Here is a 26,043-nt window from a genome sequence, read left to right as displayed (position 1 = left end):
TCGGCCAACTGCCTGACCCGGGAGTCGGGGTCAGCGGGCGTGCGGGGCGCGGTGCGGGGGCTGGCGCGGGGCCGGGCGGTGGGTCAGCTCGGGGATGGGCCGGGAGACGGGGGCGTCCTCGCCGACCGTCAGTTCACTGCCGTGGTGCCGGATGGTCAGGGGCGTGCCGTAGACCAGGGTGTACGTGGCCCGGTCGGCGGTCAGTTCCACGCGCAGGCACCGGCCGAGGAAGCCCACCGTGAAGGCGAGCCGGCTGTACCGCTCGGGCAGGCGGGGCGCGAACCGCAGGGCGCCGTCGCTGCACCGCATGCCGCCGAACCCGGCGACCAGCGCCATCCAGGTGCCGGCCAGCGAGGCGATGTGCAGTCCGTCGCGGGTGTTGTGCTCCAGGTCTCCGAGGTCCATCAGCGCGGCCTCGGCCGTGTAGTCGGCGGCCAGGTCGAGATGGCCGGACCGGGCGGCCATGACGGCCTGGACGCAGGCGGACAGGGAGGAGTCGCGGACGGTCAGCGGCTCGTAGTAGGCGAAGTTGCGGGCGATCTGCTCCTCGTCGAAGAACTCCTCGAAGAACGCGCCGCAGGTGTACATCGCCAGCACCAGGTCCGCCTGCTTGATGACCTGCTTGCGGTACAGGTCGAAGTAGGGGAAGTGGAGCATGAGCGGGTACTGGTCCGGGCCGGTCCCGGCGAAGTCCCAGCGCTGGTAGCGGGTGAAGCCGGCGTGCTGCTCGTGGACGCCGATTTCCTCGTTGTAGGGCACGTTCATGGCCTCGGCGGCGTCCCGCCAGGCGGCCATCTCCTCCTCGTCGGCACCGAGCCGCGCCGCCTCGTCGGGGTGGCGTTTGCAGGCGTCGGCGGCGGCCAGCAGGTTCGCCCGGGCCATCAGGTTGGTGTACGTGTTGTCGTCGGCGATGGCGCTGTACTCGTCCGGTCCGGTGACGCCGTCGATGTGGAAGGTACCGCGGTCGTCGTGGTGGCCGAGGGAGCGCCACAGACGGGCCGTCTCCACCAGCAGTTCCACGCCGACCTCGCGTTCGAAGGTCTCGTCGCCGGTGACGGCCACGTACCGCACGACGGCGTCGGCGATGTCCGCACCCACATGGAAGGCCGCCGTGCCGGCCGGCCAGTAGGCGGAGCCCTCCGAGCCCTCGATGGTGCGCCAGGGGAACGCGGCGCCCCGCAGGCCGAGCTGGGTCGCGCGCTCCCGGGCGGCGGGCAGGGTGTCGAGGCGCCAGCGCAGGGCCTCGGCGGCGGACTTCGGTGCGGTGTAGGTCAGCAGCGGCAGTACGAACGCCTCGGTGTCCCAGAAGGCGTGGCCGTCGTAGCCGGACCCGGTCAGGCCCTTGGCGGGGATGGCGCGCTGTTCGGCCCGGGCACCGGCCTGGAGGACGTGGAAGAGGGCGAAGCGGACGGCCTGCTGGATCTCCTCGTCGCCGTCGATCTCGACGTCGGCGCGCGCCCAGAAGTCGTCGAGGTAGGCCCGCTGGTCGTCCAGGAGACCCTGCCAGCCGCTGTGCCCGGCCGCGGCCAGGGCCGCCTCGACCTGGTCGCTCATGGCGGGCCGGGAGCGGACGCCGGACCAGCCGTGCGCGACCAGCTTCTCCACACGCAGCCGCTCGCCCGGTTCCAGCACGGAGGTGACCGTCAGCCGGGACACGTCCACGTTGCTCTCGCTGCTCGTGGTGGTCCGTTCGGGACCGCTGACGGTGTGGTCGGCGGCCACGGCGACCCTCAGGCCGCTGCGGCGGGTGCGGTGGACCAGCCGCAGCCTGCTGCCCTCGGCGAGGTCCTCCTCCGGCTCCAGCGGCGACTTCAGCGCCTTGGCGGCGCGCGGGTCACCGTCCGGTTCGGGCAGGCTCTCGTTGGCGACGAGTTCCGACTGGACGACCACACGGGTGCGGCTGTCGACGGGCTCCACCTCGTACGCCACGGCGGCTATGGCGCGCTGGGTGAGGGACACCAGCCGCGTGGAGCGCACCCGGACGGTGGAGCCGGCCGGTGAGGTCCATTCGCAGACCCGTTCCAGGACGCCCCGCCGCAGGTCGAGGGTCCGCTCGTGGGTGACGAGACGCCCGTAACGCAGGTCGAACGGCTCGTCGTCGACCAGCAGCCGCAGCACCTTGCCGTTGGTGACGTTGATGGAGGTCTGGCCGGACTCCGGGTAACCGTAACCGGCCTCGGCGTACGGCAGCGGGTGCAGTTCGTGGACGCCGTTGAGGTAGGAACCGGGCAGGCCGTGCGGTTCGCCCTCGTCGAGGTTGCCGCGCCAGCCGATGTGGCCGTTGGACAGGGCGAAGACGGACTCGCTCTGCGCCAGGAGGTCGAGGTTGAGTGCCGTCTCGCGTACGGTCCAGGGCTCCACGCCGTACGCCCGCTGCGTGATCACTGCGTGTCCCCCAGTTCGGCGAGGTCCTTCACCACGATGTCGGCGCCGTGCCGGTACAGCGCGTCGGCCTGCCCGACCCGGTCGACCCCCACGACGTAGCCGAAACGGCCCGCGCGGCCAGCGTCCATACCGGCCAGGGCGTCCTCGAAGACGGCCGCTTCGGACGGCTCGACGCCGAGGTCCTCGGCGGCGGCGAGGAACGTGTCGGGGTGCGGCTTGCCGGGCAGCTTGCGCTCGGCGGCGACCACGCCGTCGATGCGTACGTCGAAGAAGTGCTCCGCGCCGATCGAGCGGAGCACGTCACGGCAGTTGGCGCTGGAGGAGACGATCGCGGTGCTGAGGCCGTGAGCCCGGACGGCCTCCAGATAGCGCAGGGTTCCGTCGTAGGCCTCGACGCCGTCGGTGCGGATCTTCTCCAGGACCAGCTCGTTCTTGCGGTTGCCCAGTCCGTGCACCGTTCGGGCGCCCGGTGGGTCGTCCGGGGCGCCGTCGGGCAGGTCGATGCCGCGGGAGGCGAGGAAGGTGCGCACCCCGTCGGCCCGGGGGCGCCCGTCGACGTACTCGTCGTAGTCCGCCGCCTCGAACGGCCGGAAGTCCACGCCGTCGCGTTCGCGCAGGAAGGCGTCGAACATCTCCTTCCAGGCGGCCGCGTGCACGACGGCCGTCTTGGTGACGACACCGTCGAGGTCGAAGAGACAGGCGTGGATGTCTGCGGGAAGACCGAGCTGCGTCATACAGGACCGGTTCCCCGCCGGACGATGTTCCAGTGAGTGGCGCACGCCACACGCACCGGGGATGCGGTACGTGCGGCACTCCTGGGACAACAGTCGCCCGTTCAGCGGCGTTTGACGCCGGCCCGGGCCGCGGGGGCGAGGGTCGGTTCGGTGACGGGGCCGCAGACTTCGGCCCGATCGTCCATGCATCCCGGCGTAGGAAGGAGAGGCGCTCGGTGAGGGTCCCTGTCAGCACCCCTCACACCGCGGATTCCCGGCCACGGCCGGCTGACCTGGCGCTAGGCTGCACGGACATCTCCACCACCGCCATGGCCTCGAGCCACACCTCCGTCTCCGGAGAGCACCCCTGTGCCCCTCACCTTCGACGACCTCCTCCACCGCGCCCGGGCCCTGACGCAGGGCGGCCGGCGAGCGATCCTCGGCATCGCGGGCAGCCCCGGCGCGGGCAAGTCGACGCTCGCCGAGCACTTGGTGCGGGAGTTGAACGGCGGCGGTGCCCCCTGGGTCGCGCACGTTCCCATGGACGGCTTCCACCTCGCCGACGCCGAACTGGAGCGCCTCGGCCTGCGAGACCGCAAGGGCGCACCCGACACGTTCGACGCGGCCGGGTACGCGGCCCTGCTGCGACGGCTGCGCGACGAACCCGGCGACGTCGTGTACGCCCCCGGCTTCGAGCGTGAGCTGGAGCAGCCGGTCGCGGGCGCGATCCCGGTGCCTCCGACGGCCCGTCTGGTCGTCACCGAGGGCAACTACCTGCTCCTGACCACCGGGGCCTGGCCCCGCGTCCGCCCCCTCCTCGACGAGGTGTGGTTCTGCGAGCTGCCCGAGCGCGAGCGCGTGCGCCGACTGGTCGCCCGCCACGAGCAGTTCGGCAAGACCCACGAGGAGGCGGTGGCATGGGTGGCCCGCTCGGACGAGCGCAACGCCGAGCTGGTCGCGGCGACCCGGGGGCGGGCGGACCTGGTGGTGCCGTGCGGGGCATGATTTGCCCATGATCCGATCCGCCACCCTGGACGATGTCCCCGAGATCCGCACGATGATCCGTGAACTCGCCGCGTACGAACGGGCCGAGGAGCAGGCCCGGGCCACCGCTGAGCAACTGCGCGAGGCACTGTTCGGCGAGCACCCGGCCGCCTTCGCGCTGATCGCCGAGGACGACGACACCGGTGAGACCGTGGGCTACGCCCTGTGGTTCCCGCGCTTCTCGACGTGGACGGGCACCCGCGGCATGCACCTGGAGGACCTCTACGTACGGCCGCAGGCGCGCGGCTCGGGCCATGGCAAGGCCCTGCTCGCGACCCTCGCCGCGACCTGCCGGCGAAGCGGCTACGACCGCTTCGAGTGGTGGGTCCTGTCCTGGAACACTCCGGCGATCGACTTCTACACGTCGCTCGGGGTGGAGCTCCTGGACGAGTGGAAGGTGTGCCGGCTCAGCGGCGGGCCCCTGGTGGAACTCGCCGCTCAGGCACCGCGGGCCGGGGAGCCGGCCCGCGGCGGGTGAGCCGTCGTCAGGCGAACCACGTCCGTGGCGGACCGCGAGGGCGTGCGGTTCATGCCTGAGGTGACCCTCGGCCTGGGCGCCGGAGTCACACGACAGGTGCGGACCGGCGGGCGCGCAGCGCGACGGTGAGTGTCTGCGGGCCCTGTCCGCCGATGTAGACGCGGTTCCCGGTCGTCGCGTCGGTGCCCCCCACCACGGTGTAGTCCTGGCCGGGGTCGTAGCGCAGCACGTCGCTCCGGTCGGGACCGGCCAGCGGTTCGCCCGCCTCGACACCGGTCTCGACGCGGATCTCGTCGTCACCGGCCCGGTAGGTCATCGGCCCGGCCGTCAGGCACCAGCGTCCGTCGCCGATCGGCACGGCGCCCTCGAGCACGCCGCCCGGCCGGAAGGTCAGTTCGAGGGCCCAGGGCACACGTGGACCGCTGATGTCGATCCGCAGGTCGGCACCGTCCTCCCGCAGGTCCACCTCGACGCGGGTCGTGTGGGAGACCTCGTCCCGGGGCCGGTCCGGGAAGGCCATCGCGGCCGAGAAGCGTCCCTCGTCCGCCATCCGGTAGGCGCCGCCCTCCCGGCGCCGGTCCGGCGGCAGCGGCTGGTAGTAGGCGGCCGTGAGGGTCTGGGTGAGCCGGTACCGGTTGGCTGCGGGCTGTTGCATCGCGGCGGCGCGGAACGGGCCCAGGTCGAAGAATCCCCGTGCGAGGCGCACCGCGTCGAGGACCGCGTCGCCGGCGAACAGGCGCAGGAAGGTGGGATTGCAGGCGAGGCCCGAGCGGATGCGCCGGTGCTCGGGCACGTCGGAGCCGCCGTACACCACCGTGTGCGCGGTGGCCGAGGCCCGTGCGGCGAGGCGCGCGGTACCGAGGTACCGGTCCCGCGGAAGCGTCTCCGCAGCCGGCTCCGGCAGGACGCGGGTCAGGTCCGGGGTGAGCAGGGTCTCGGCCAGCAGGCCGGGGTCGTCGACGCCGACGGCGGCCGCCAGTCGCGCCGCCCGGGCGAAGTCGCCCCGGCCGGTGCGGATCGCGAGGAGCCGGTAGTGCGGCAGGTAGGGCGCCAGCGGGAACGGGTGGTTCTGGTCCTGCCGGCGCGAGAGGACCGTCTCCACCGTGCCGTCCGGCCTGATCAGATCGAGGGTCGTGGCGAGGTTGCGTTCGACGGCGTCCAGCAGCTCGGCGCGGCCGAGCACCTCGGCCAGGAGCAGCAGCGAAGGGTTGGACACGTGGGCCGCGTAGTTGGCGCTCCGTTCCGAGTACAGGCCCTCCGCGTCGATGTCGACGCCCTCGGCGAGCCACTCCTCGACGCGGTCGAGCAGCCGGCCGTCCGGGAACGACCGGTGCAGCCGGGCCAGCGCGGCGCACAGCTCCCAGCGGTGGTTCGGGGTGTGCACCCCACCGGTCAGGAGACTGCCGGTGGCGGCGCGGGCGATCCGGGCGAGCGTGGCCGTGACATCGCCCAGTTCCGGCCCCGCGCCGGCGGCGAGGACGTGCGCGTCGCACACGTCGTTGACGGTGAAGCCGGAGTCCGGCGGTGACTGCACGTTGTCGCCGCCGGCGAAGAGGCCGGTGGCCGTCTGCGCGGCGCGCAGGGCGCGCAGGTGGGTCGTCGCGGCGGCGACGGCCTGCTTGCTGCCGTGCAGGGCCGAGTCCGGGGACCGGTACGCGGCGATCAGCGTCTTCGCCCGTCGTGCCAGAGCGCGGTGGGGCACACCGGCGGGTTCCTCGTCGGGGGCGGCCGCCAGCGGGGCGGCCAGCCGGTCGGCGGCGCGGGCCACCGCGCGGACGAACTCGTGGTCGAGCGGGGTGGTCACGGTCAGTCCTTCAGTCCGGCGTTGATGTCGGCGTTCATGACGTAACGCTGGAACACCAGGAAGACGACGATCAGCGGGACCATGGAGATGACCGAACCGCCCAGCAGCACCGACCAGTTGATGTTCTGTGCCCCGACGAGGCTCTGGATGCCGATCTGCACGGTGAACTTCTCGGGGTCGTTGAGCATCAGCAGCGGCCAGATGTAGTCGTTCCACCGCCACTGGAACGACAGGATGGCGAGCGTCAGCATGATGGGCCGGGAGATCGGCACCATGATCCTCAGGAAGATCGACAGCTCACGTGCGCCGTCGATGCGGGCGGCCTCGATGAGCTCGTCGGGGACCGTCAGGAAGAACTGGCGGAACATGAAGCAGCCGGTCGCGGTGAGCACGGCCGGGAGGATGATGCCGGCGAGCGAGTTGTAGAAACCGAGGTCGCGGACCACCAGGAAGAGCGGGGCGAGCATGACCTCGCCCGGCAGCATCGTGGTGGCCAGGATGCCGACGAAGAAGGCCTTGAGCCACTTGTTGTCGTACTTGGCCAGCGCGTAGCCGGTGCAGCAGCTGACTCCCACCGTGAGGATCGTCGCGATCACACACACGATGGCGGTGTTGATGAAGTACTGGGAGAAGTTGGCGCTGTCCCACGCCGCCTCGTAACCCGACACGGTGGGGTTCGTCGGGAACAGCGTCAGCGGAAGGGAGAACAGGTCTCCGGCCGGCTTGAAGGAGCTGAGGACGAACCACAGCACCGGCACGCCGTAGAGGGCCGCCAGCACCCACAGCAGTGTCGTCGCGGGGATCGCGCGCCGGAGCCCGCCACTGGCCGCGCCGCCGGACCGCTTCTTGGGAACAGCCCGTCCGGGCGTGGAGTCGGCCTTGCGAGGCATGTCTGTGGTTGTCATCGGTTCTCCACCCGCCGGTTGACCATCAGCTGGATCATCGCGACGGCCATCAGGATGAGCATGAGCACGAACGACGCGGCGCTCGCGTAGCCGATCTGGCCCGATTTGAAGCCGGTTTGGTAGATGTACTGGACCAGCAGGTTGTTCGACGTTCCGGGTCCGCCGTTGTTGAGGGAGGCGAACAGCGGATACTCCTTCATCCCGTGGATCGTGTTGAGCAGGATGACGATGAAGGACGTGGGCGCGATGCTCGGCAGCGTGATGCTGAAGAACTGGCGCCACGGACCGGCGCCGTCGAGCGCGGCCGCCTCGTAGTACGACGTCGGTACGTTCTTGATCGCGGCAATGAACAGCAGCATCGAGAAGCCCGTCCAGGCCCATGAGGCCGCCACCACCACGACCAGCAGCGACAGGTCCGCGTTCGACTGCCACGGCACTGCGCTTCCGCCGACCTTCTCGATGAGGTAGTTGACCAGTCCGAAGTTCTCACCGAACAGCCACCGCCACAGGACACCCACGACGATGGGCGACAGCAGCCACGGGATGAAGAAGAAGATGCGGGCGACCGACACGCCCTTGGCATGCTTGCTCACCAGCACGTTGGCGATGAGCAGCGAGAACACGAAGTTCAGGGGAACGAAGAGCACGGTGTACAGCAGGGTGCGGGTCATCGCGTCGTAGAACGCGGAGTCCCCGAACAGCTTGCTGTAGTTGTCCAGTCCGATGAACTGGAACGCCCCCACGCCCGTGTAGTTCGTGAACGAGTAGACGAGCCCGATCACCGCCGGCCAGACGAAGAACAGCGCGAAGAGCACGACGTTGGCCGCGATGAGGACGAGCGGCGCGACGGTGTACTTGCTGCGTCTCCTGGGCGGGCTCACGGACACGTCCGAGGCGCGTTTTGTCATCTTCCTGACTCCGTGCTGGTGGGATGGACGGCTGTGGGCTCACGCCGTGAGCCCGGCATCACGCGGGCGCCCGGGGCCGGGCGGCGGTGTGTCGACCCCGCCCCGGGCCCCGTCGGCCTACGATCCTCCGCCGACCTGCTGGTTGTAGCCGGCCACGATGTTGTCCAGAGCCTTGTCGGGCGACTGCTGGCCGTTGATCGCCTTGCCGAGCTCCGTCTTGGTCGGGTCCTCGGTGAGGCTCTTGCCCTTCAGCACCCACTTCGTCTGCGCGGTGTTGAAGTAGCCGGAGATGGGGGCGTAGCCCGGGATCGACTCGTTGTAGAGCTTGAACGCCGCCTGCGCCGCCTCGGAGGTGAAGGGGTACTTCGGGTTCAGGCCGCTCTCGACGGGCAGGAACCCGGACGCCTCGCACAGCGCGCGGTAGTGGTCCGGCTCGTACAGCCAGGACATGAACTTCTTCGCGGCGGTGGCGGCGGCTTCGTTGTTGTTGAACCCGACCATCATGCCGCCGCTGTTGACGTCACTGGCCTGCACCGGCTCGGCGGGGGTGGGGACGCTGGCCCAGTCGAACTTCTTGATGCTCTCGGCGAAGGCGGGAACCTGCCACACGCCGGACCAGTAGGCGACCACGTCACCGCTCTGGAACATGGCCGACGGATCGGCGCCGCTGGTCCACACCGACTTCGGCATGGTCTTGTCGTCGTTCATCCCGACGAAGCGCTTCACGGCCTTCCTGGTCGCGGCGTCCACCGAGAACGTGCCGGAGGAGTCCGCGTGGACGTACTTGCCCCCGAGCTCGTACACCATGGCGCGGAGCCGGGACGGCGACTGGTCGAAGGTCAGGGAGTACTTGGCGCCGGTCTTGTCACGGACCTTGTCCGCCGCCTTGATGAACTCGGTCCAGGTCCAGGTCTTCCCGGGCGAGGTCGGGAAGGAGACGCCGGCCTTCTTGAACAGGGTCTTGTTGATGAACATGCCGGACGCGGTGACGTCCGAGGGGATGGACAGCACCTTCCCGGACGAGTCCTTGGCGATGAAGTTGGCGTTGATCTTGTTGCTCTTCTTGTTGGCGATGGAGCTGAGGTCGATCAGCTTGTTCGCCCAGATCGGGTCCAGCGCCGGAACCGCCGCCACGTCGGGCAGGGAGTTCGCCTGCGCGGCGTTGTGCAGCTTCGTCGGGTACCCGTCGTAGGGAATGTTGACGAGCTTGACGGTGACGCCGGCTTCCTTCTTGTACTGCGCCACCATCTTCTTCCAGCCCGCGTCCTGCCCCGGAACCGTGGAGATCCAGAACGTCAGCGACTTGGACGTCCCGCCCGAGTCGCCACCCGAGCCGCAGGCGGAGAGCAGAAGGGCACCTGCCGTGGCCACGGCAGCGAGGGGAACCACGCGGCGTATGCCGCCGCGGCCGAGTCGGCGGGAGCGCCGCACACCCACACTGATCATCTTCGATCCCTTTTCGTCGTAGCGGAGGAAGCACGGGGCCGGCCGAGGCGGCACTGGTGCATGGTGGGAGAGGTTTCGCTTTCCGGGGGCACGGCCTCGCCCGGCCGCGTCGCCTTGACGGGTGGTGTCCCCGGCCATGACGGCCGGCGTCGCACAAGCTCGCCCTCGTGCGGCTGCCGTACTTCGTGTACGGGCGGGAGGCTCACCCGGAGTCGGCGTCCCGGGCCGACTTAGAAAGCGCTTGTCCGGACATTGGCAGATCGAGTCGGAGGCCGTCAATCCTTCGCCCTCACGGACTCGGTCACGGTTTGGACTCCTCGGGAGACCGCGAGCCGGGCGGCGCCCACGACGGTGCCGAGATCGCCCACCGTGCTGCTGACGACTTCGGTGGGCCAGCTCAGCCGGGCGAGCTCGGCCCGCACACCCTGCAGGAGCTGCGGGTACGCGCCGGTGCTGCCCCCCAGCACGACCAGCCCCGGGTCCAGGACCGCGGTCACGGCTGCGGCCAGCCGGCCCACGTCCACGGCATGGCGGTCGACGACGGCGCGGGCGGCGGCACGGCCCCGTCCGGCGAGGGCGAAGAGCTGCTCGGCGGTGCTGGGGCACGGCCCGTCGGTGTCCGGCCAGGCCTCGGCGGCGCGGCGCAGCAGGGAGCGTGCGCCGATGTACTCCTCCAGGGCCTCGTGGCGGGGTTCGCGGCCGACGTCCCACGGGTAGGGCAGCCGGGCCAGCTCACCGGCCGCGCCGTTCGCTCCCCTCAGCACCTGGCCGCCGACGACGATGCCGAGGCCGATACCGACCCCTATGCGCAGGTAGCCGAAGGTGTTCCGGCCCCGGGCGGCACCTTCGTGCAGCTCGGCGAGGGCGGCGCAGTTGACGTTGTTCTCGAGGTGGACGGGGACGCCCGGCGGCAGCGCGACGGTCACGGCGTCGAAGACGGGACCGGCCTTGGCGGTCGCCGGACGCATGCCGGCGCCCTCCTTGCGCGGCGCGGTGACGTCACCGACGGCGACGACGATGGTCCGAAGCGGGGCGTCGGCGGGCAGCGCGTCGAGCGCCTCGCGCACGACGTCGGCGGCGCCGTCCCGGGAGCCGGTGGCCTCGGCGAGCAGCGTGCCGTCCAGGGCGCAGCCGCGGACCCGGGTGAGGGCGGGGCCGAGGTCGACGGCGAGCACGGCCCCCGCGGCCGGCCCGAGACGGTAGACGGCGGCGTTGCGTCCCGTGCCGCTGGAGGCCGTGCCGGAGTGGGCGGCGAGCCCGACGGCCTCCAGTTCCGCGACGGCGGCGGACACCGTCGGCTTCGACAGGCCCGCGAGACTCGCGAGCTGGGGCCGGGTGGCCCGGCCGGCCCCGGCCAGTACGGCGAACACCGCGCCCGCGCTCTCGGTCAGGCGGGGGGCTCTTGCCACGTCAGGTTCCAACAGTTCCCCCACACGGGTAAAGGGCCGCGCTCCCGGGCCGACCGGCCCGGATCGTCTCGGGTCGTTTCCACGGGACGCGGCGAAGGGATTCCTCTTGACGCACTGTACTTCGTTAGTTAACTTCCTAACGAAGTTCACGGTACTCGCCTGCCGTGCTCCGCCAGAAGCCCGTCCCGGGGCTTCCCTAGTCCTTCAACTGCCCGTCCCTCAGGCACGGTTCGCCCGCCGTCGCAGCACAGCGCAACGACGAAAGAGGTTCCGTGCAGGACATCGCGCCCCTCGTGGTCGGTATCGACGTGGGCGGCACCAAGACGCATCTGCGCGCGCTCGCGGGCGACGCCCTCGTGGCCGACCACGTCCGTGCGAGCGGCGGCTGGCGGCCGCACGACCCGGTGGCAGCCGCCGGGTGGCTGGCCACGCTGGTCGCCGACGCGCTACCGGCGGGCGCCCGTCCGTCCGCCGTGGCCGTCGGCGGGCACGCCTGCGAGACCCCCCGCCAGTGCGCGCAGATCCGCGCCGCACTCCAATTGCACTTCGACGCGCCCGCGCTGGTGGTGGGCGACGCTCAGCTCCTCGTCCCCGCAGCCGGACTGGACAAGGGCGTCGGCCTGGTCGCCGGCACCGGCTCGGTGGCGGTGGGGCGGCTGCCCGACGGCACCGCCGTCCAGGTGGGCGGCTGGGGCGCGGCCCTCGGCGACGAGGGCGGCGCCGCCGGTCTCGTCCGGGAAGCGGCACGAGCCGTGTGGGCGGCCCACGACCGCGGGGAGCGGCCCGACGCGCTCGCGCTCGGGCTCATCGCCGCGCTCGATGTGCCCGAGGTCCCCGCCATCGGCGCTGCCTTGGAGAGGGCCACGGACGTCTCGGCCGAGTGGGGCCGGCACGCCCCCGTCGTCTTCGCGGCTGCCGCCGACGGTTCCGAGCTCGCCCGGACCGTGATCGACGAGGCGGGCTGGGCGCTTGCAGCGCTCGTCACCCGGCTCGCCGCCCGCGGCGTGGCGGTCGACGACGTGGTCGTGGCGGGCGGCACGGTGCTCTCCCAGCCCGCGCTGTTCGACGCGTTCACCGTCGCCCTGACCGAGACGCTGCCCACGGCCCGCGCCAGGCCCCTGCGGGTGCCACCGGTCGAGGGCGCGGTGGCGCTGGCGCGGTCGCTCCTGTGAGCCGGGCCGCGCGTTCACCCGCGGGACACATCCGGGCCGCCGAGCCCTCCTCGACGGGACACCAGTCGGCCTTCGAATCAGGCAGGATCGCACGACTTCACCCGGCCGAACGGCCGCAGAACTGAAGAGAGGCACACCCATGCCGTCATCCGCCGGGCACCACTCCCCCACCCTGAACCGGAGGGGTTTCCTCAGAACCTCCCTGGGCGGCTCGGCCGCGGTGGTCGCCGCGCCGACCCTCGTCGGGTGGCTGGGCGCCGCGGACGCCAAGGCCGCCACCGTTCTCGCCGCGTTCGTCGACGACTACAAGACCAACGTCCTGACGAACCTCACGCCCGAGACCAACGCGGTGGTACGGATCCTCGGCGGTATGGCCGAGGTGTGGAAGACCGGCTCCGCCTGGAACACCGGCACACCGCTGCGCCCCGAGGTACTGCGCGCCAACATGCGCTACTGCGCCCAGGTCACCGGCGCGCGCACCGAGGCGCAGGCGCGGGAGGCGTTCGTCTACGACCGCCAGCACCAGAGCTACGCGATGATCGCCGGCCTGGGCCCGCTGTCCGGCCTGTACAAGGCGGGCGCCAAGGCGGTCACGTCGATCACCAGCGCCCCGGACACCACGCCCCCGACCACGATCAGCGACTCCGTGCCGGCCGGCGCGCCCGCCGGCTCCGCCCTAGGCGCCGGTTCGTACACCTCCGACCTCGGCCTGGTGGCCAAGCTGGTCGACACCGTGCGCGGCCCGTTCGCCTCGGGGAACCCCGGCAAGTACGCCTTCCAGTACCCGCGTCCATGGCGCATGAACGAGGACAGCGAGGTCGTCGACACCGGCCGCACGGACGAACTCGGCTACCCGGTGTACGAGTCGGACGTGGTCGTCGTCGAGCAGCTGCTGCGCCAGCGCAGCACCTCCCCCGCCGACGACGGCGGCTTCCCCAGCGGTCACACCAACGCCTTCCACCTGGCCGGTCTGGCCTTCGCGTACGCGGTGCCCGAGCGGTTCCAGGAGCTGGTGACGCGGGCGTTCGAGCTCAGCCACACCCGGATCATGTCGGGCATGCACTCCACCGTCGACGTCATCGGCGGCCGGATCATGGCCACCGCCCTGACCGCCGCGACGCTGGCCGACCCGGCGAACGCGGAGCTCAAGGCGGCGGCCCGCGCCCAGGCCCTGGCCTACTTCACACAGCACACCGGCACCACGGCGGACACCCTGTACGACTACGCCCACCCGGGTGCCGGGGACGCCTACGCCGACCGCGAGGCCAACGCCCGCGCGGTCGGGCACCGGTTGACGTACGTCCTGCCGCGCCGGGGCCCCAAGGACCCGCTCACCGTGCCGAAGGGCGCGGAGGTCCTGCTGGAGACGCGGCTTCCGTACCTGACCGCGGCCCAGCGGCGCGAGGTGCTGCGGACGACCGCGCTGCCCTCCGGCTATGTCCTGCTGGACGGCTTCGAGCAGTGGGGCCGGCTGAACCTGTTCGCCGCGGCGGACGGTTACGGCGCCTTCGACCGGGACGTCACCGTGACGCTCGACGCGGCGGCCGGTGGCTTCCACGCGACCGACAGCTGGCGCAACGACATCGAGGGCGACGGCGGCCTGACCAAGCGCGGCTCGGGCACGCTGACCCTGGCGGGCCACAACCGCTACCACGGCGGGACCGTCGTCGAGGACGGCGTGCTGGCCGCCGGGGCACCGAACGCGCTGGGCGAGGGCGACGTCCGGGTCACCGGCGGCACACTCCGCGCGGACAAGGTGCTGCGGGTGCGCGGCTCGTACGTCCAGGACGGCGAGTCGACGCTGGAGCTGCTGCTCCGCAAGAACCACGGCCCCGCCCTCACGGTGAGCCGGCGGGTCCTGCTGGGCCGGGGCAGCGTGCTGTCGCTGCGGCTCGACACCGAGCGGCCGCCGGTCGCCGGGACGACCGTCCCCGTCCTGTCCGCCGCACAGCTGCGCGGCCGGTTCGACCGGGTCGAGCTGGACTCGGAGACGCTGCGGGCCGTGCCCGTGGAGACGGCTGACGGTCTGTCGGTACGACTCGTGAGGCGGTAGCGCTTTCTACGGCGGGAGCTGATGCAGAGTGAGTCCATGAGGGACCTCTGGACCGCTCCCGCCGTTCCCCGGCCGGTGTCGCTCTCGCCCCCGGTGCCGGCGGACCGGGCGCGCCGGCCCGGCAGGCGGTGGCCGGTGCCGCTCCTCGTGGCCGTGCTCCTCGCCCAGATGGCCTTCGCGATGGTCACGACCGCCGTGCGGCAGACCCCGACGATCGACGAACCGGTGTACGTGGGCGCGGCCGCCGAGTACGTGCACGAGCACCGGCTGCGGCACAACCCCGAGCATCCGCCGCTCGGCAAACTGGTCATCGGCGCGGGGGTCGCCCTCGCGGATCCGCACATCGACCCGGCCTTCGCCGGGGACCAGGGCAGGCTCGGGCGGCACCTGCTCTACGAGTCGGGCAACGACCCCTGGCGGCTGATGCTGTGGGCCCGCCTCCCCGTGATCGCGCTGACGCTGCTGTTCGGGCTCGTCGTGTTCTGCTTCGCCCGTGAACTGGCCGGGAATGGCGCGGGGTTGGCCGCACTCGCGCTGTACTGCTTCTCCCCCGACGTCATCGCCCACGGCTCGCTCGCCACGCTCGACGTACCGGCCGCCGGGTTCGTGCTCACCTCGGCGTGGCTGGTGTGGCGGGCGCGCCGGAATCCGCGGCTGTACGTGCCGCTCGCGGGAGTGGCGCTGGGCGCCGCGCTGGCCACGAGGATAAGCACGCTGCCCGCTGTGCCGGTGCTGATGGCGCTGGCCGCGGTGTCCGTGTGGCGGTCGTCCGGAAGCAGTCTGCGCCGGGCCGTGGCGGCGGCCGGCGGTGTGGCCCTGGTGGCGGTCGCCGTCGTGTGGGTCACGTATCTGATGGTCGATCCGCGGCTGCGCTGGGCTCCGGAGCAGCAGGTGCCGGTGGTGCGCGGGCTGCGCGGACTGCTGGTGGAGACGATGCCGTTCCCGGAGGCCTACCGGGACGGGATGCGGGTGCAGTTCGGGCTGGAGAACCGGCCGTGGCAGGGGTTTCTGTTCGGGCGGCTGTACGAGGGTTCGCTCTGGTACTACCTGCCGGCCGCGCTGCTGGTGAAGACGCCGCTGGGGATGCTCGTGCTGTGGGCCGCGGGCGCCACGGCCGTGGTCGCGGTCCGGCGGCTGCGGCCTGCCGCGCCCTATGTGCTGGCCGCTCCCCTGGTGCTGCTGGCGGCGGCCATGCAAGGTGCCCGGGATTTCGGGACGCGGTACGCCGTGTTCCTGCCGCTGTTCCTCGCGGTGGCGGCGGGGTGCGTCCTCATGGTGCGACGGCGGTGGGTGTGCCTGGGGGTTGCCGTGCTGGTGGCGTTCGCCGTGGTCAGTTCGGCCCGGGCTTATCCCTTTTATCTGCCGTACTCCAATGAGGCGTTCGGGGGGCCGGGCAGAACCCGGGAGTGGCTGCACGACTCGAACGTCGACTGGGGGCAGGACCTCGGGCGGCTCGCGGACCGGCTCCGTGAGCGCTATCCGGGCGAGCGGGTGTGGCTCGTGTACAAGGGCAGCGGTGTGCCGTCCTTCTACGGCATCGAGGCCTCCGATCCGCGGCGGGTGCCGGTCCGTGAGGTACGGGGACTGCTGGCCGTGTCGGACTCGGCGGCCGCCAAGGCCACGGGGCGGCTGGCCGAGTTGATCGGCGACAGCCGCCCCGTGGACGACGTCGGGCACTCGATCACGCTGTACCGCCGTTGACCGCGGTCGCGCGCGTACGTCGGTGCGTCCACGTCAGTGGGTCGCGTAGAAGAACCCGTCCGCGCTCACGTGCTCCATGACCCGGCCGGCCACCCGGTAACGGCCGTTGGGCACGTCGGGGCACCTCGCCACATGGACCGCCAGCGGGCCGGCGAACTCGTAACCGCGGCGTTCCGCGTGGCGGCACAGGCTGTCGGTGAGGGCCTGGCCCACGTCGGTGCCGGTGCGGGTCAGATGGTCGTGCACGTCGTCGGGCAGTTCCACGTCGTAGGCGTTGGGGACCATGACGCGGCCCCCGCGGCACACGACGGCGTTGTCGTCGCATTCACGCCGCAGGGCGTCGACGACCTCGACGGGTTCCTTGTCGAGGAGCCGCGCCCACAGCGCGTCCCAACGGTTCTCCAGGGTCTGTTCCAGCGCACTCAGCGCGCCCATGCCGTCTCACCTGCCGGAAGCTTCGTCGATTCGATCGGGGTGCCGGGGGGATGCCCCACGGACACCGCCTAGCGGTCGTCGTAGTCGTCGGGGCGCACCTCGGCCTCTTCCAGGGCCTCGCGCATCGTGCGGCCGGTCGCGCCCGGCGGCCGGGAGCGGTGGTCGTCCCGGTGTTCCAGCAGTTCGTCCGTGGTCTCCGTCTTGGGACGGTTCTCCTCGGGGACGGTCATGTCGGCGGCTCCTCTCGGGGTCGTGTGCGGCGGCGGGTTCCCGCCCGGCGCACGGGTAACCCCCGGCGGGACAGCTCATGCTGTCCGGAGAAGCCCTGGTCACCATGTGCGTGAGCTATGTTGAACGTCCGTGGGAGACGAAGGAGGCGCACCGGTGCCATCGCCGCAGCAGGCACGCGCACAGGCATCCGCGATCACCTCGGGGAAGGCCGCCCCCGAAGCGGAGGTCTCCCCGTCCGCCCAGCTCAGGGCCCTCTTCGACCGGCCCCGGCTGTCCCCGGGGCAGCGGCGCATCGCGCAGTACCTGATCGAGCACATCACCGAGGCGGCCTTCTTGTCGATCACGGATCTGGCGGACCGGGCCGGAGTCAGTCAGCCCTCGGTGACGCGTTTCGCCTCGGCGGTCGGCTTCAGCGGTTACCCGGCGTTGCGGGAGAAGCTCCAGTCGATCGCGCTGGGCACCCTCGCCGTCGGCCCGGCCGAGGAGATGCGCGGCAACGAACTGCAGGCGGCGGTCGACGCCGAGATCGAGAATCTGGAGAACCTGCGGCGCGACCTGGCCGACCCGGGCGTGGTCATCGACGTCGGCCGCAAGCTCTCCTCGTCCACCCCCCTGACGGTGCTCGGGCTGCGCATCTCCGTCTCGCTCGCCGAGTACTTCGCCTACGCCGCCCGCCGGATCCATCCGGACGTACGGCTCGTGACGCGCGGCGGCAGCGTCGCCTACGACGCGCTGCTGCAGTCGCGTGAGGCGGGTGGCACGTGGGTGCTGGCGTTCTCCTTGCCCCGGCACGCCCAGGAGACCCTGACGGCCGTCCGGGTCGCGCGGGGCGCCGGGCTCAAGGTCGCGCTGATCACCGACCTGGCGCTCGGGCCGCTCGCGGACGAGGCGGACGTCGTCTTCGCCCTCGGGACCGGCTCGCGCCTGGTCTTCGACTCCTACGCTGCCCCGGGCGTGATGTGCTCGGCCCTGCTGCAGGCGATGACGGACGCGGATCCGGAGCGGACGCAGGCGCGGCTGGAGGAGTACGAGCAGCTCGCCGACCAGCACCAGTTCTTCCTCAGGGACTGAGCGACGGGCGGCGGACCCCGCCGGACGGACCACACATGGGGACCATCCACAACAAAGCGCGCATGAATGTTTTCATGCTTCTTGCAAACCGGATGGCATATATAAATACTGCTCACGGATCGCGACCCGGCAGTTCCGGATCCGTTCCGCACCCGTGGAGCCGGGTCCTACCCACTCCGGGTCCCGGGTGTCCGTGGCGGCCCCGGTCATCCCCTAGGCCGGGGCCGCCCCGACCCGTCGTCCACCCTCACGACGCCGCACACCCGGAAGCGATGATCATGCACCTGACCACCACGCGCATCAGCCCGGACTGGCCCTGCCAGGTCAAGACCCCCGGGAGCTACGACTGGGAGCGCTCGGCGGCCAAGTGGCTGCGCGAGCTGGTGCCCACGCGCTACGCCGGATACCCCGTGTTCATCCGCCACCCCGTCCTCCTCGCCCGGCACGCCCAGATCCAGGTCCAGAACGAGATCCGGGTCGCCCGCACCGCCCTGCAGACCGCCCGCGCCGACCTTCCCGGCCTCGGCCTGCACGAGGGGGTCATCGAGCACACGATCAAGCTGTACGCGGCCGAGGTCATGCAGCTCCAGCACATCGCGCGCAGCGTCAGGGCGGTGACCCAGGCCCTGGTGGAGGCGAACCGCCAGCCGTGAGCCGCCGGGCATGACCGGCGCCGGGCGTGGCACCCGTGGGGGAATGAGCACCACCACAGCCCGGCGCGGCGAGCCGGTGACCACGGTTCTGACCTGGCAGGTGCGCCCCGGCCGGGAGCAGCGGTTCGAGGAGTGGACGCACGGCATCACCCGCTGCGCCAGACAGTTCCCCGGCAACGAGGGCGTCTCCTGGCTGACGCCCGAGGACGGTCACCGCTACCACGCGGTGCTGCGCTGGTCCGATCAGCACCGGCTCGCCGCCTGGCTGGAGTCCGAGGAGCGTGCGCACTGGCACCGGCGGATCGAGGACATCGCCACCGAGGTCAGCAGCGAGCGCCAGTCGACGACCGGGATGGAGACCTGGTTCAGCCTCCCGGGCACCACGGTGCAGGCCCCGCCCCGGTGGAAGATGGTCCTCACGACCTTCCTCGGCGCCTACCCCTGCACCCTGCTCGTCCAGTGGCTGGTCACACCTCACACCACCGGCTGGCCGCTGGCCCTGCGGGCCGCTGTCTTCCCCCTGGTCCTGCTGCCGGTGCTGACCTATCTGGTGATGCCGCGGCTGAGCCGGCTGCTGCGGTTGTGGCTGTATCCGCGCGACGGCCGCTGACCCCTGCCCGGTGAGGCTGAGGTGACGGACGGGGCGCCCGGGCCTGGCGGGCAGTCCGTGCGAACAAGCCGCTCTTCGAATCGGGCAGGGTGTGCGATGCTCAACGCGTGACGAGCGAGCCCGTGACTCCGGCGCAGCCCGGTGCCGCACCGGACCTGGTCGAACTGGCCAAGATCGTCGCCCGGCAGCGCGCCGAACTGGACCGGCTGCGCGACCAGGCGGCCACGGCTTCTGTCGTGGAACGGGCCAAGGGCGCTGTGATGGCGCTGACCGGGTGCACCGCGGACGCGGCGGGCGAACTGCTGCTCCAGCGCGCCAAGGCCGCCCGTCACACCCTGCTGGAGGAGTGCTGGATCACCCTGGGCACCCTCGCGCCCACGCCACCCGCCGCGGGCAGGGCGAGCGCATCCCCCGGTTCCGAGGCTCGCGACTCCGCAACGGTGGCCCTGGAGCAGTCGGACGCGCCGGACGACGTCACCGCCGCCCTGGCCCGCCTCGGCCAGGCCCTCGTTCGGGTGACGTCACCGCACGACCTCGCCCGGTGTCTGCTGGAGCACCTCGGCCCCGGCATGGGGGCCGACGCGATCCTGATCTACGCACGCAGGCCCGACGGCGGGCTCGTTCTGATCGGGCACGCCGGCGTCGACGACCAGCTGGCGGCCCAGTGGTCCCAGGTGCCGCCGCTGAGCGGCATGGCGGCGCTGGACGCGCTGCGGGCGGGTGAGCCGCGCTGGCTGGAGGACTTCGCATCGGACGAGCGGCGGTATCTGCTCATCGGCGACCCTCCCGACCGGTGGCGCTCGCGTGCCTGGCTGCCCGTGGCCGCCGCGGGCCCGGCCGAGGTCTGCATCGGCGTGCTGCGCGGCCGGGCGGGGGTGTTCACCTCGCGCGACCGCGCCCACCTGCGCGGCGTCACCAGGCTGTGCGCCGGCCGGCTGCGCGCCTTCGACACTCCGCCCGAGCGCGACGCCGACGCCGCCACGGACGCGGTGCAGGCGCTGTTCGAGGCGTTGCCGGTCGCCGCGATGCTGCTCACGCCGCTGCACGGCGCGACGGGCGAGACCGAGGACTTCCGGGTGGAGGCCGCGACCGCGCAGGTGGGCGACCTGCTGGGCCGGACCGGTGAGGAACCGGCCGGGCGGCGGCTGCTGGAGCTGCGACCGGCCCTGGCGGCCGAGCCACTGTGGCGGGGCTGCCTTCAGGTGCTGGCCACCGGGAAGGCGTACGAGGGCGAGCCGTTCGCGCACGAGGAGGTCGTGGCGGGCGTCGCCGAGCTGTACGTGTACACGGCACGGGTGGCCCCGCTGGGCGACGCCCTCGTCGTCTCGTGGATCAGGCACGGCTCCTCCGACCGGCAGGAACAGCGGCTGGCGGACCTGCAGCGGCTGGGCAATCTCGGCTGGGCGAACTGGAACCTGGCCACCCAGGAGGCCTCCTGGTCGACCCAGGTGTTCTCCCTCGTCGGCCGGGACCCGGCGGACGGCCCGGTGCGCCTGCCGGAGGTGCCGGAGCTCGCGCTGCCCGAGGACACGCCCGCGCTGACCCGCGCCATCAGCGAACTCGTCCACGGCGGGCGGGCGTTCGACGTACCGTTCCGGATCCGGACGAGCGGCGGCATCCGGCATCTGCGGCTGGTGGCCGAGGCGGTGGCCGACCGGCACGGGACGCCCGTCGAGGTGCACGGCTTCGTGCAGGACATGACCGCCCGGCGGCGGGCGGAGCTGGCCCTGGTCGAGAGCGAGCGGGCGATCCTGACCCAGCACGACGTGCTCCAGGCCGAGCGGACCCTGGCCTCCCGGCTCCAGCACGCGCTGCTGCCGATGTCCAACCGGCCCGTCCACCTGGCCGGGCTGCGCGTCGAGGTCGCCTATCTTCCGGCCCAGTCGGGTGTGCACGTCGGCGGTGACTGGTTCAGTGCCATCGAGCTGCCCGACGGGGACGCGCTGCTGGTGGTCGGCGATGTCGCCGGGCACGGCGTCGACGCCGTGGCCACGATGGCCCAGCTCCGCTTCACCGCGAAGGGCATGGTCATCACGGGCTCGTCGCTGACCGGCGCGCTCGCCCGGCTGAACACCCTGCTGCTGCACTCACGCGACTCCCACGCGACCGCCACGATGGTGCTGGCCCGCTATGAGCCGCGCCGCCGGCGCCTGGTCTGGGCCCAGGCCGGGCATCCCCCGCCGCTGCTGCTGCGGGAGGGCGGGGCGCGGTATCTGCGCAGGCCCCGCGGCATGCTGCTCGGGGCGGCCGCCACGCCGGTCTACGAGGAGGCGGAGTGCCGTCTCGACCCGGGCGACCGGCTCATCCTGTACACCGACGGCCTGGTCGAGCACCCCCCGGACAGCATCGACCTGGGTCTGGAGCAGCTCGCCGAGGCGGTGGCGGCTCCGCACGGCGACGGGCCCGCGTCGCTGGGGCCGTTGCTCGCGCGGATGCTGCCGGACGAGCGGCGGGACGACGTGTGCGTGGTGGACGTCCGGGTCCCAGGGGTTCAGGACGGGTAGGCGTCACCGCACCTCAGGAGTCACCGCGGTGACGCCAGTACCACCACAGGCCCACGAGCAGGGCCAGCAGGAAGAGCGTGGGCAGCACCAGGCCGGGGATGCGGGAGCCGTTCATGGGCGTGGCCTTCGGTTCGCGGTGGTTCGGGCGCCTCGTGCGTCGCCCCGGCCCAGGATGACGCCGGGTGGCCCCGCTGTCGCGCCGCTTTCCCCAGCCCTTGCCCGGTGTTCGATGGAGGAGGACGTCAGTCGACCGGGTGGCCCGGGTCGATGGTGACGGCGTCGGAAAGACGCAGCAGCGGCCCGTCGTGCGCCGCCTGTCCGCCCCACTCGACCGGGTCGAGGACGAAGCCGATGTGGTCACCGCCGCCCGCACGGGTCAGGATCCGGCCGACGAACCAGGCCGGCGTGTCCTCCAGGACGAGGGCGCCGCCGTACGCCTCCCGCAGCCGGACGTCCTGGAACTTGTCCGCCCGGTCACCGGTGTGTCCGCCGAACAGCTCGGCGAGACCGTACTGTTCGCGGCCGAGCAGGTGCACGGCGAGGACGTCCGCGTTCCGGGCCACCCGGAAGGTGTGGTTGAGCTCGGACAGCCACACCACGAACCGCACGGGCCGCAGCGAGCACTGCGAGGCGAACCCGACCAGGCATCCCGCCCGTTCACCGCGGGCGGCGGCTGTGACCACGTACATCTCGGGGTTCAGCCGGTCGACGAACTCGTCCATGCCGGCCATGGTCACACATCAGCTCGCCCCCGCCGGTGTGCGGGACTCCAGTGCGGCGCGGGTGTCGTTGCCGTACACCCCGGTCTCGTCGCCGCGGATGCCGTACCAGAGCTGGAAGCGGGCCACCGCCGCGGTGAGGGTGGGGTCGTAGCGGCCAGAGGTGGAGCCGTCCCGGTAGACGTCCGGGATGCGCAGGAGGCGCTGCTGGAGTTCGGTCACCTCGGGCCCGGTGGCTCCCTCGCGCAGCGTGCCGGCGCCGTCGGGGTCCACGGGTGCCGTGGCGGGCGGGGTGGGCGGGGCGGGTGCGGGGTCGGGGGTGGAGGCGGCGGACCGGGGCGGACCGGGTGCGGGAGCCGCGGTGTCGTCCGGGCGCTCACCGCGGAGCAGGAGCGCGCCGCCGAAGCCGATCACGGCGGCCGCGAGAACGGCCACCGCGACGGCGGCGCGGCGCAGCCCGGCTCCCGGGGGCACGACGTCCGTGCGCCGGCGGCTGTCGCGGGCGACGGGCGGGAGTTCCTGCGTCCGGGCCTCGGAGCCGGCCGGCGGCTGCCCCGGCAGCGCGACGGACTCGTAGCCGGCGGGCTCCCGGCCGGCGTCCTGCTGGAACTCCCGCATCAGTTCCGCGAGGGCGTCGGTGCGGCGGGGCCGCAGGACGCGGATGGGTTCGAGGGCCGGGCCGTCGTGCGGCGGCCGGGGCTCGGACGGTGTCGACACGCTGTACTCCTTCGTCCGGGCCGGGGGCGCCCGTCTTCGGGGATCGTCCTGCCGCTAGATACGCGGCCTGCGCGTCGGGGGTTCAGCGACCGGCCGGGCCCGGCGGGCACAGCACTCAGTACCTCGCCAGTTGTGCACTGAGTGCCATGAGTGATCTGCCGGGTGCTACGTTCGCGCCCATGAGCTCCGAGAAGGACGAGGCCGGCACCGGAAAGCCACCCATGCGGGACGCCCTGGTGGCGGCGGCCTTCCACCTGTTCCTTGAGCGGGGGTACGAGCAGACCACCGTCGACGACATCGTTGCCCTCGCCGGAGTCGGACGGCGCTCGTTCTTCCGCTACTTCCCCTCCAAGGAGGACGTGGTCTTCCCGGACCACGAACGCTGCCTGGCCGACATGACGGCCTTCCTGGCGGACGGCTCCGACGACGACGAACCCGTGGGGCGGGTCTGCGACGCGGCCCGGCTCGTGCTGCGCATGTACGCCGAGAACCCGACGTTCTCGGTGCAGCGCTACCGCCTGACCAAGCAGGTACCGGGGCTGCGCGCCTACGAGCTGTCGGTCGTGTGGCGCTACGAGCGGGCCCTCGCCGAGTACCTGCGCCGGCGCTTCGCCGCCCGCCGGGACGGCACCCTGCAGGCCGACGTGATCGCGGCGGCCGTGGTGGCGGCGCACAACAACGCGCTGCGGTGCTGGCTGCGTTCGGACGGGCGGGGCGAGGCGAGCACCGCGGTCGACCACGCGCTGGCCTACGTGCAGTCGGCGTTCGGGGGCGTGCCGGTGCCGCCGGTGGCGGAGCAGCCGGAGGACGTGGTGGTGGTCGTGGCGCGGCGCGGCGCGCCCCTGTGGCGGGTGGTGCAGGAGATCGAGGCGACCCTGGGGCGGGGCTGAGTGCCCTCACATTGAGGGTACGGAGTGCCTTTACGAGTGGCACTGAGTGCCATACTCTGTGCTGCGTGCACGGTGGCACGGCGAACCGCGCACACGTGTGCGCGGGTGATCGCGTGCGCGGATTCCGGCCGAGTGCAGGGAGTTGACCAGCGTGTACCACTCAGGAAGCGTCGCTCAGCAGGCAGCCGGCTCCGCGACGGGTCTGCTCGACCCGAGGGGCCAGAACGCGGAGGCCATCCTCTTCCAGCGCTGCACCTGGTGCGGCACCGCCATGTACCACCGGCTGCTGTGTCCGGTCTGCCGGGGCAGCGAGCTGCGCACGGAGCGCGCCGAGGGCACGGGCACCGTCCGCCACTCCACGGTGGTGCACCGCAACACGCCCGCGGCGCGCAACGTGTCACAGATAGAGATGTCCGAGGGGTTCGTCGTGCGTGGCCGGGTGATGGGCCCGCCGATCGGCATCCACAGCGGGGACCGGGTGCGGCTGTCCACGGCCAAGGACCCGGTACGCGGCGAGCCGGTCTTCCAGCTGCTGGACGAGCCGTACCGGGCCTGGAGCTGACGCCCCATCACTTCGGTACGGGTCAGAGGGTGATGCGGATGCCCACCGTGCCGTCCACGCCCCGGCGCAGCCGGCTGCCGAGCAGGGTCAGCCGGCCCGTCAGGCCGTACTTGCGGGCGATCAGCCGCCGGTAGCGGGCGGTGGTGGCCGCGTCGCAGATCTCCGCCGTCGCGGGCACCTGATCGCCGGTGGGGTTGCCGCGCAGGTCGCAGGGGCCGACCAGCACGTCCGCGCGGTTGCGGATGCGCTTCACCTTCCAGGAGTCGGCCGGCGTCCAGACGCCGAGCGCCTCCCCGTCGGGCACCACCCAGACCGGAGTGGCCACCGGCGTGCCGTTCCGGCGGTAGCTGGTGATCAGCAGGTACTTGCCCGCGCCCAGTTCAGCCGGTGTCCTGTCGTCCATGCCGGGAAGTCTACGAGCGCGTCCCCGGGTTCACCGCAGCGCCGCCGCCATTCTCCGCACGGCCTCCACGAGCACCTCCTGCGAGGTCGCCAGGTTGAGGCGGGCATGACCGGTGCCACCGGTGCCGAAGGGCAGGCCTGAGCTGAGGGCGACGCGGCCGCGGTGCAGGAAGACGTCGGCCGGGTCGTCGCCGAGCCCGAGGGCGCGGCAGTCGAGCCAGGCCAGGTAGGTGGCGTCGCCCGGCCGGTAGCGGATCGCGGGCAGGTGCTCGGCGAGCAGGCCGGCGAGCAGCCGCCGGTTGCCGTCGAGGCCGGCCAGCAGGGCGTCCAGCCAGGTGACGCCGTCGCGCAGGGCGGCGGTGTGGGCGATGACGGCGACGTGGCTCGGGCCGTGCCCCACCTCCTCGGGCATGCGGTCCAGGTCGGCGGCCGCCCCGGGCCCGGCCACCGCGACGGCGGCCTTGAGCCCGGACAGGTTCCAGCCCTTCGAGGCCGACATCAGGGACAGGCCACGCTCGGCGCCCGGCACGCTCAGATACGGCACGAAGCCGGGGCCGCCCAGCACGAGCGGGGCGTGGATCTCGTCGGCGACGACGCGCACACCGTACCGCTCGGCGAGGCCGGCGACGGCGGACAGTTCCTCCTCCGTGTGCACGGTGCCGGTCGGGTTGTGGGGGTTGCACAGCAGATAGGCGGCTCGCCGCCCGTCCGCCACGGCCTGCCGGAAGGACGACTCCAGGACTTCCGGGTCGATGCGCCCGTCCGCCCCGAGCGGGGCTACGGCCACCCGCCGGTCCATGTGCTCCGCGAACAGGTAGAACGGCGGGTACACGGGCGGGTTCACGACCACCGTGTCACCGGGGCCGGTGACCAGTTTGAGCATCTCGACGACGCCCAGCATGACGTCGGGGACGATCGCGCTGCGCTCCACGGCGAGCCCCTCCCAGCCCCACCGCTTCCCGGCGAAGGCGGCCAGGGCCTCCGCGTAGGCGGTACCGGCCGCGTAGCCGGTGTCGCCGAGGTGGAGCGCGTCGGTGACGGCGCGCACGACGGGTTCGGCGAGCGGCACGTCCATCTCGGCCACCCACAGCGGCAGCACGTCTTCCGGGTAGGTGCGCCACTTCACGCTGGTGCGCTGCCGGAGGCGGTCGAGAGGGAGGACTTGCAGGGGATTCGGTTCACCGGACGTCTCGTGCGGGATCCTGGTCATGGGCACACGATAGGGGGCTGT

Annotated in this window: 24 protein-coding genes; 11 read left to right on the top strand and 13 right to left on the bottom strand. The window is 72.3% G+C overall.

Going from position 1 to position 26,043, the window contains the following annotated elements; all coding sequences use genetic code 11:
* Positions 1–30: 30 nt before the first annotated feature.
* Together HNR57_RS25070 and HNR57_RS25065 are read right to left on the bottom strand one after the other, a co-directional pair.
* The gene (locus HNR57_RS25070; RefSeq protein WP_184563111.1) at positions 31–2,385 is read right to left on the bottom strand and encodes a glycoside hydrolase family 65 protein; all 2,355 of its coding nucleotides are present in this window, start codon (positions 2,383–2,385) and stop codon (positions 31–33) included.
* Positions 2,382–3,119 carry an HAD family hydrolase gene (locus tag HNR57_RS25065; protein ID WP_184563109.1) on the bottom strand — a complete coding sequence of 246 codons (738 nt, stop codon included), beginning with the start codon at positions 3,117–3,119 and terminating at the stop codon, positions 2,382–2,384. The genes HNR57_RS25070 and HNR57_RS25065 overlap by 4 nt, the downstream gene beginning before the upstream one ends.
* 348 nt (positions 3,120–3,467) lie before the next feature.
* On the opposite strand from HNR57_RS25065, the gene HNR57_RS25060 reads away from it, so the two are divergent.
* Together HNR57_RS25060 and HNR57_RS25055 are read left to right on the top strand one after the other, a co-directional pair.
* Positions 3,468–4,103: a nucleoside/nucleotide kinase family protein gene (locus HNR57_RS25060; RefSeq protein WP_184563107.1), complete on the top strand. Its 636-nt coding sequence runs from the start codon at positions 3,468–3,470 to the stop codon at positions 4,101–4,103.
* 7 nt (positions 4,104–4,110) lie between these two features.
* Positions 4,111–4,620, top strand: a complete 510-nt coding sequence (locus tag HNR57_RS25055; RefSeq protein ID WP_184563105.1) for a GNAT family N-acetyltransferase — start codon at positions 4,111–4,113, stop codon at positions 4,618–4,620.
* 85 nt (positions 4,621–4,705) lie between these two features.
* Here HNR57_RS25055 and HNR57_RS25050 read toward each other — a convergent pair whose 3' ends face one another.
* From HNR57_RS25050 to HNR57_RS25030, 5 genes are all read right to left on the bottom strand, one after another.
* The gene (locus HNR57_RS25050) at positions 4,706–6,424 is read right to left on the bottom strand and encodes a hypothetical protein (RefSeq protein ID WP_184563103.1); all 1,719 of its coding nucleotides are present in this window, start codon (positions 6,422–6,424) and stop codon (positions 4,706–4,708) included.
* Between the two features lie 2 nt (positions 6,425–6,426).
* Positions 6,427–7,329: a carbohydrate ABC transporter permease gene (locus HNR57_RS25045; RefSeq protein ID WP_184563101.1), complete on the bottom strand. Its 903-nt coding sequence runs from the start codon at positions 7,327–7,329 to the stop codon at positions 6,427–6,429.
* Positions 7,326–8,237 (bottom strand): carbohydrate ABC transporter permease, encoded by a 912-nt coding sequence (locus HNR57_RS25040; protein ID WP_184563099.1) that lies wholly within the window; start codon positions 8,235–8,237, stop codon positions 7,326–7,328. The genes HNR57_RS25045 and HNR57_RS25040 overlap by 4 nt, the downstream gene beginning before the upstream one ends.
* A 117-nt stretch (positions 8,238–8,354) precedes the next feature.
* Positions 8,355–9,683, bottom strand: coding sequence for an extracellular solute-binding protein (locus HNR57_RS25035; protein ID WP_184563097.1), 1,329 nt, complete (start codon positions 9,681–9,683; stop codon positions 8,355–8,357).
* Positions 9,684–9,958: 275 nt separating this feature from the next.
* The gene (locus HNR57_RS25030) at positions 9,959–11,092 is read right to left on the bottom strand and encodes an ROK family transcriptional regulator (RefSeq protein ID WP_313674658.1); all 1,134 of its coding nucleotides are present in this window, start codon (positions 11,090–11,092) and stop codon (positions 9,959–9,961) included.
* Positions 11,093–11,364: 272 nt separating this feature from the next.
* On the opposite strand from HNR57_RS25030, the gene HNR57_RS25025 reads away from it, so the two are divergent.
* From HNR57_RS25025 to HNR57_RS25015, 3 genes are all read left to right on the top strand, one after another.
* A complete protein-coding gene (locus HNR57_RS25025; protein ID WP_184563093.1) occupies positions 11,365–12,264 on the top strand; it encodes an N-acetylglucosamine kinase in 900 nt (299 codons plus the stop codon).
* 139 nt (positions 12,265–12,403) lie between these two features.
* Positions 12,404–14,317, top strand: a complete 1,914-nt coding sequence (locus HNR57_RS25020) for a phosphatase PAP2 family protein (protein ID WP_184563091.1) — start codon at positions 12,404–12,406, stop codon at positions 14,315–14,317.
* A 36-nt stretch (positions 14,318–14,353) separates the two neighbouring features.
* Positions 14,354–16,018, top strand: a complete 1,665-nt coding sequence (locus HNR57_RS25015) for an ArnT family glycosyltransferase (RefSeq protein WP_376772282.1) — start codon at positions 14,354–14,356, stop codon at positions 16,016–16,018.
* Positions 16,019–16,051: 33 nt separating this feature from the next.
* Here HNR57_RS25015 and HNR57_RS25010 read toward each other — a convergent pair whose 3' ends face one another.
* A complete protein-coding gene (locus HNR57_RS25010; RefSeq protein WP_184563081.1) occupies positions 16,052–16,453 on the bottom strand; it encodes a DUF3662 domain-containing protein in 402 nt (133 codons plus the stop codon).
* Between the two features lie 68 nt (positions 16,454–16,521).
* A complete protein-coding gene (locus HNR57_RS25005) occupies positions 16,522–16,683 on the bottom strand; it encodes a hypothetical protein (protein ID WP_184563079.1) in 162 nt (53 codons plus the stop codon).
* Between the two features lie 154 nt (positions 16,684–16,837).
* On the opposite strand from HNR57_RS25005, the gene HNR57_RS25000 reads away from it, so the two are divergent.
* The 4 genes from HNR57_RS25000 (at position 16,838) to HNR57_RS24985 (ending at position 21,522) form a co-directional block, all read left to right on the top strand.
* Positions 16,838–17,755, top strand: coding sequence for a MurR/RpiR family transcriptional regulator (locus HNR57_RS25000; protein WP_184563077.1), 918 nt, complete (start codon positions 16,838–16,840; stop codon positions 17,753–17,755).
* Between the two features lie 272 nt (positions 17,756–18,027).
* On the top strand, positions 18,028–18,408 hold the full coding sequence (locus tag HNR57_RS24995) for a hypothetical protein (RefSeq protein WP_174569490.1): 381 nt from the start codon (positions 18,028–18,030) through the stop codon (positions 18,406–18,408).
* A gap of 43 nt (positions 18,409–18,451) precedes the next feature.
* Positions 18,452–19,018 (top strand): antibiotic biosynthesis monooxygenase, encoded by a 567-nt coding sequence (locus HNR57_RS24990; protein WP_184563075.1) that lies wholly within the window; start codon positions 18,452–18,454, stop codon positions 19,016–19,018.
* Positions 19,019–19,125: 107 nt separating this feature from the next.
* Positions 19,126–21,522, top strand: coding sequence for a SpoIIE family protein phosphatase (locus HNR57_RS24985; RefSeq protein ID WP_184563073.1), 2,397 nt, complete (start codon positions 19,126–19,128; stop codon positions 21,520–21,522).
* A gap of 242 nt (positions 21,523–21,764) precedes the next feature.
* Here the strand turns inward: HNR57_RS24985 and HNR57_RS24980 are convergent, their stop codons facing one another.
* Both HNR57_RS24980 and HNR57_RS24975 read right to left on the bottom strand, forming a co-directional pair.
* Positions 21,765–22,253, bottom strand: a complete 489-nt coding sequence (locus HNR57_RS24980) for a flavin reductase family protein (protein WP_184563071.1) — start codon at positions 22,251–22,253, stop codon at positions 21,765–21,767.
* Between the two features lie 9 nt (positions 22,254–22,262).
* A complete protein-coding gene (locus HNR57_RS24975; protein ID WP_184563069.1) occupies positions 22,263–22,958 on the bottom strand; it encodes a peptidoglycan-binding domain-containing protein in 696 nt (231 codons plus the stop codon).
* A gap of 221 nt (positions 22,959–23,179) precedes the next feature.
* Between HNR57_RS24975 and HNR57_RS24970 the strand changes: the two genes are divergently transcribed.
* Positions 23,180–23,848, top strand: coding sequence for a TetR family transcriptional regulator (locus HNR57_RS24970; RefSeq protein WP_184563698.1), 669 nt, complete (start codon positions 23,180–23,182; stop codon positions 23,846–23,848).
* Positions 23,849–23,999: 151 nt separating this feature from the next.
* Positions 24,000–24,410 carry a Zn-ribbon domain-containing OB-fold protein gene (locus HNR57_RS24965; protein WP_184563067.1) on the top strand — a complete coding sequence of 137 codons (411 nt, stop codon included), beginning with the start codon at positions 24,000–24,002 and terminating at the stop codon, positions 24,408–24,410.
* A gap of 22 nt (positions 24,411–24,432) precedes the next feature.
* On the opposite strand, the gene HNR57_RS24960 is transcribed toward HNR57_RS24965, so the two are convergent.
* Positions 24,433–24,813, bottom strand: coding sequence for a PPOX class F420-dependent oxidoreductase (locus HNR57_RS24960; protein ID WP_184563065.1), 381 nt, complete (start codon positions 24,811–24,813; stop codon positions 24,433–24,435).
* Positions 24,814–24,843: 30 nt separating this feature from the next.
* Complete coding sequence (locus HNR57_RS24955) at positions 24,844–26,022, bottom strand: MalY/PatB family protein (RefSeq protein ID WP_184563063.1); 1,179 nt, start codon at positions 26,020–26,022, stop codon at positions 24,844–24,846.
* Between the last annotated feature and the right edge of the window lie 21 nt (positions 26,023–26,043).

The sequence above is a fragment of the Streptomyces paradoxus genome (assembly GCF_014202475.1).
Lineage (GTDB): Bacteria > Actinomycetota > Actinomycetes > Streptomycetales > Streptomycetaceae > Streptomyces > Streptomyces paradoxus.
This window is presented reverse-complemented; position numbering and strand designations above follow the sequence as displayed.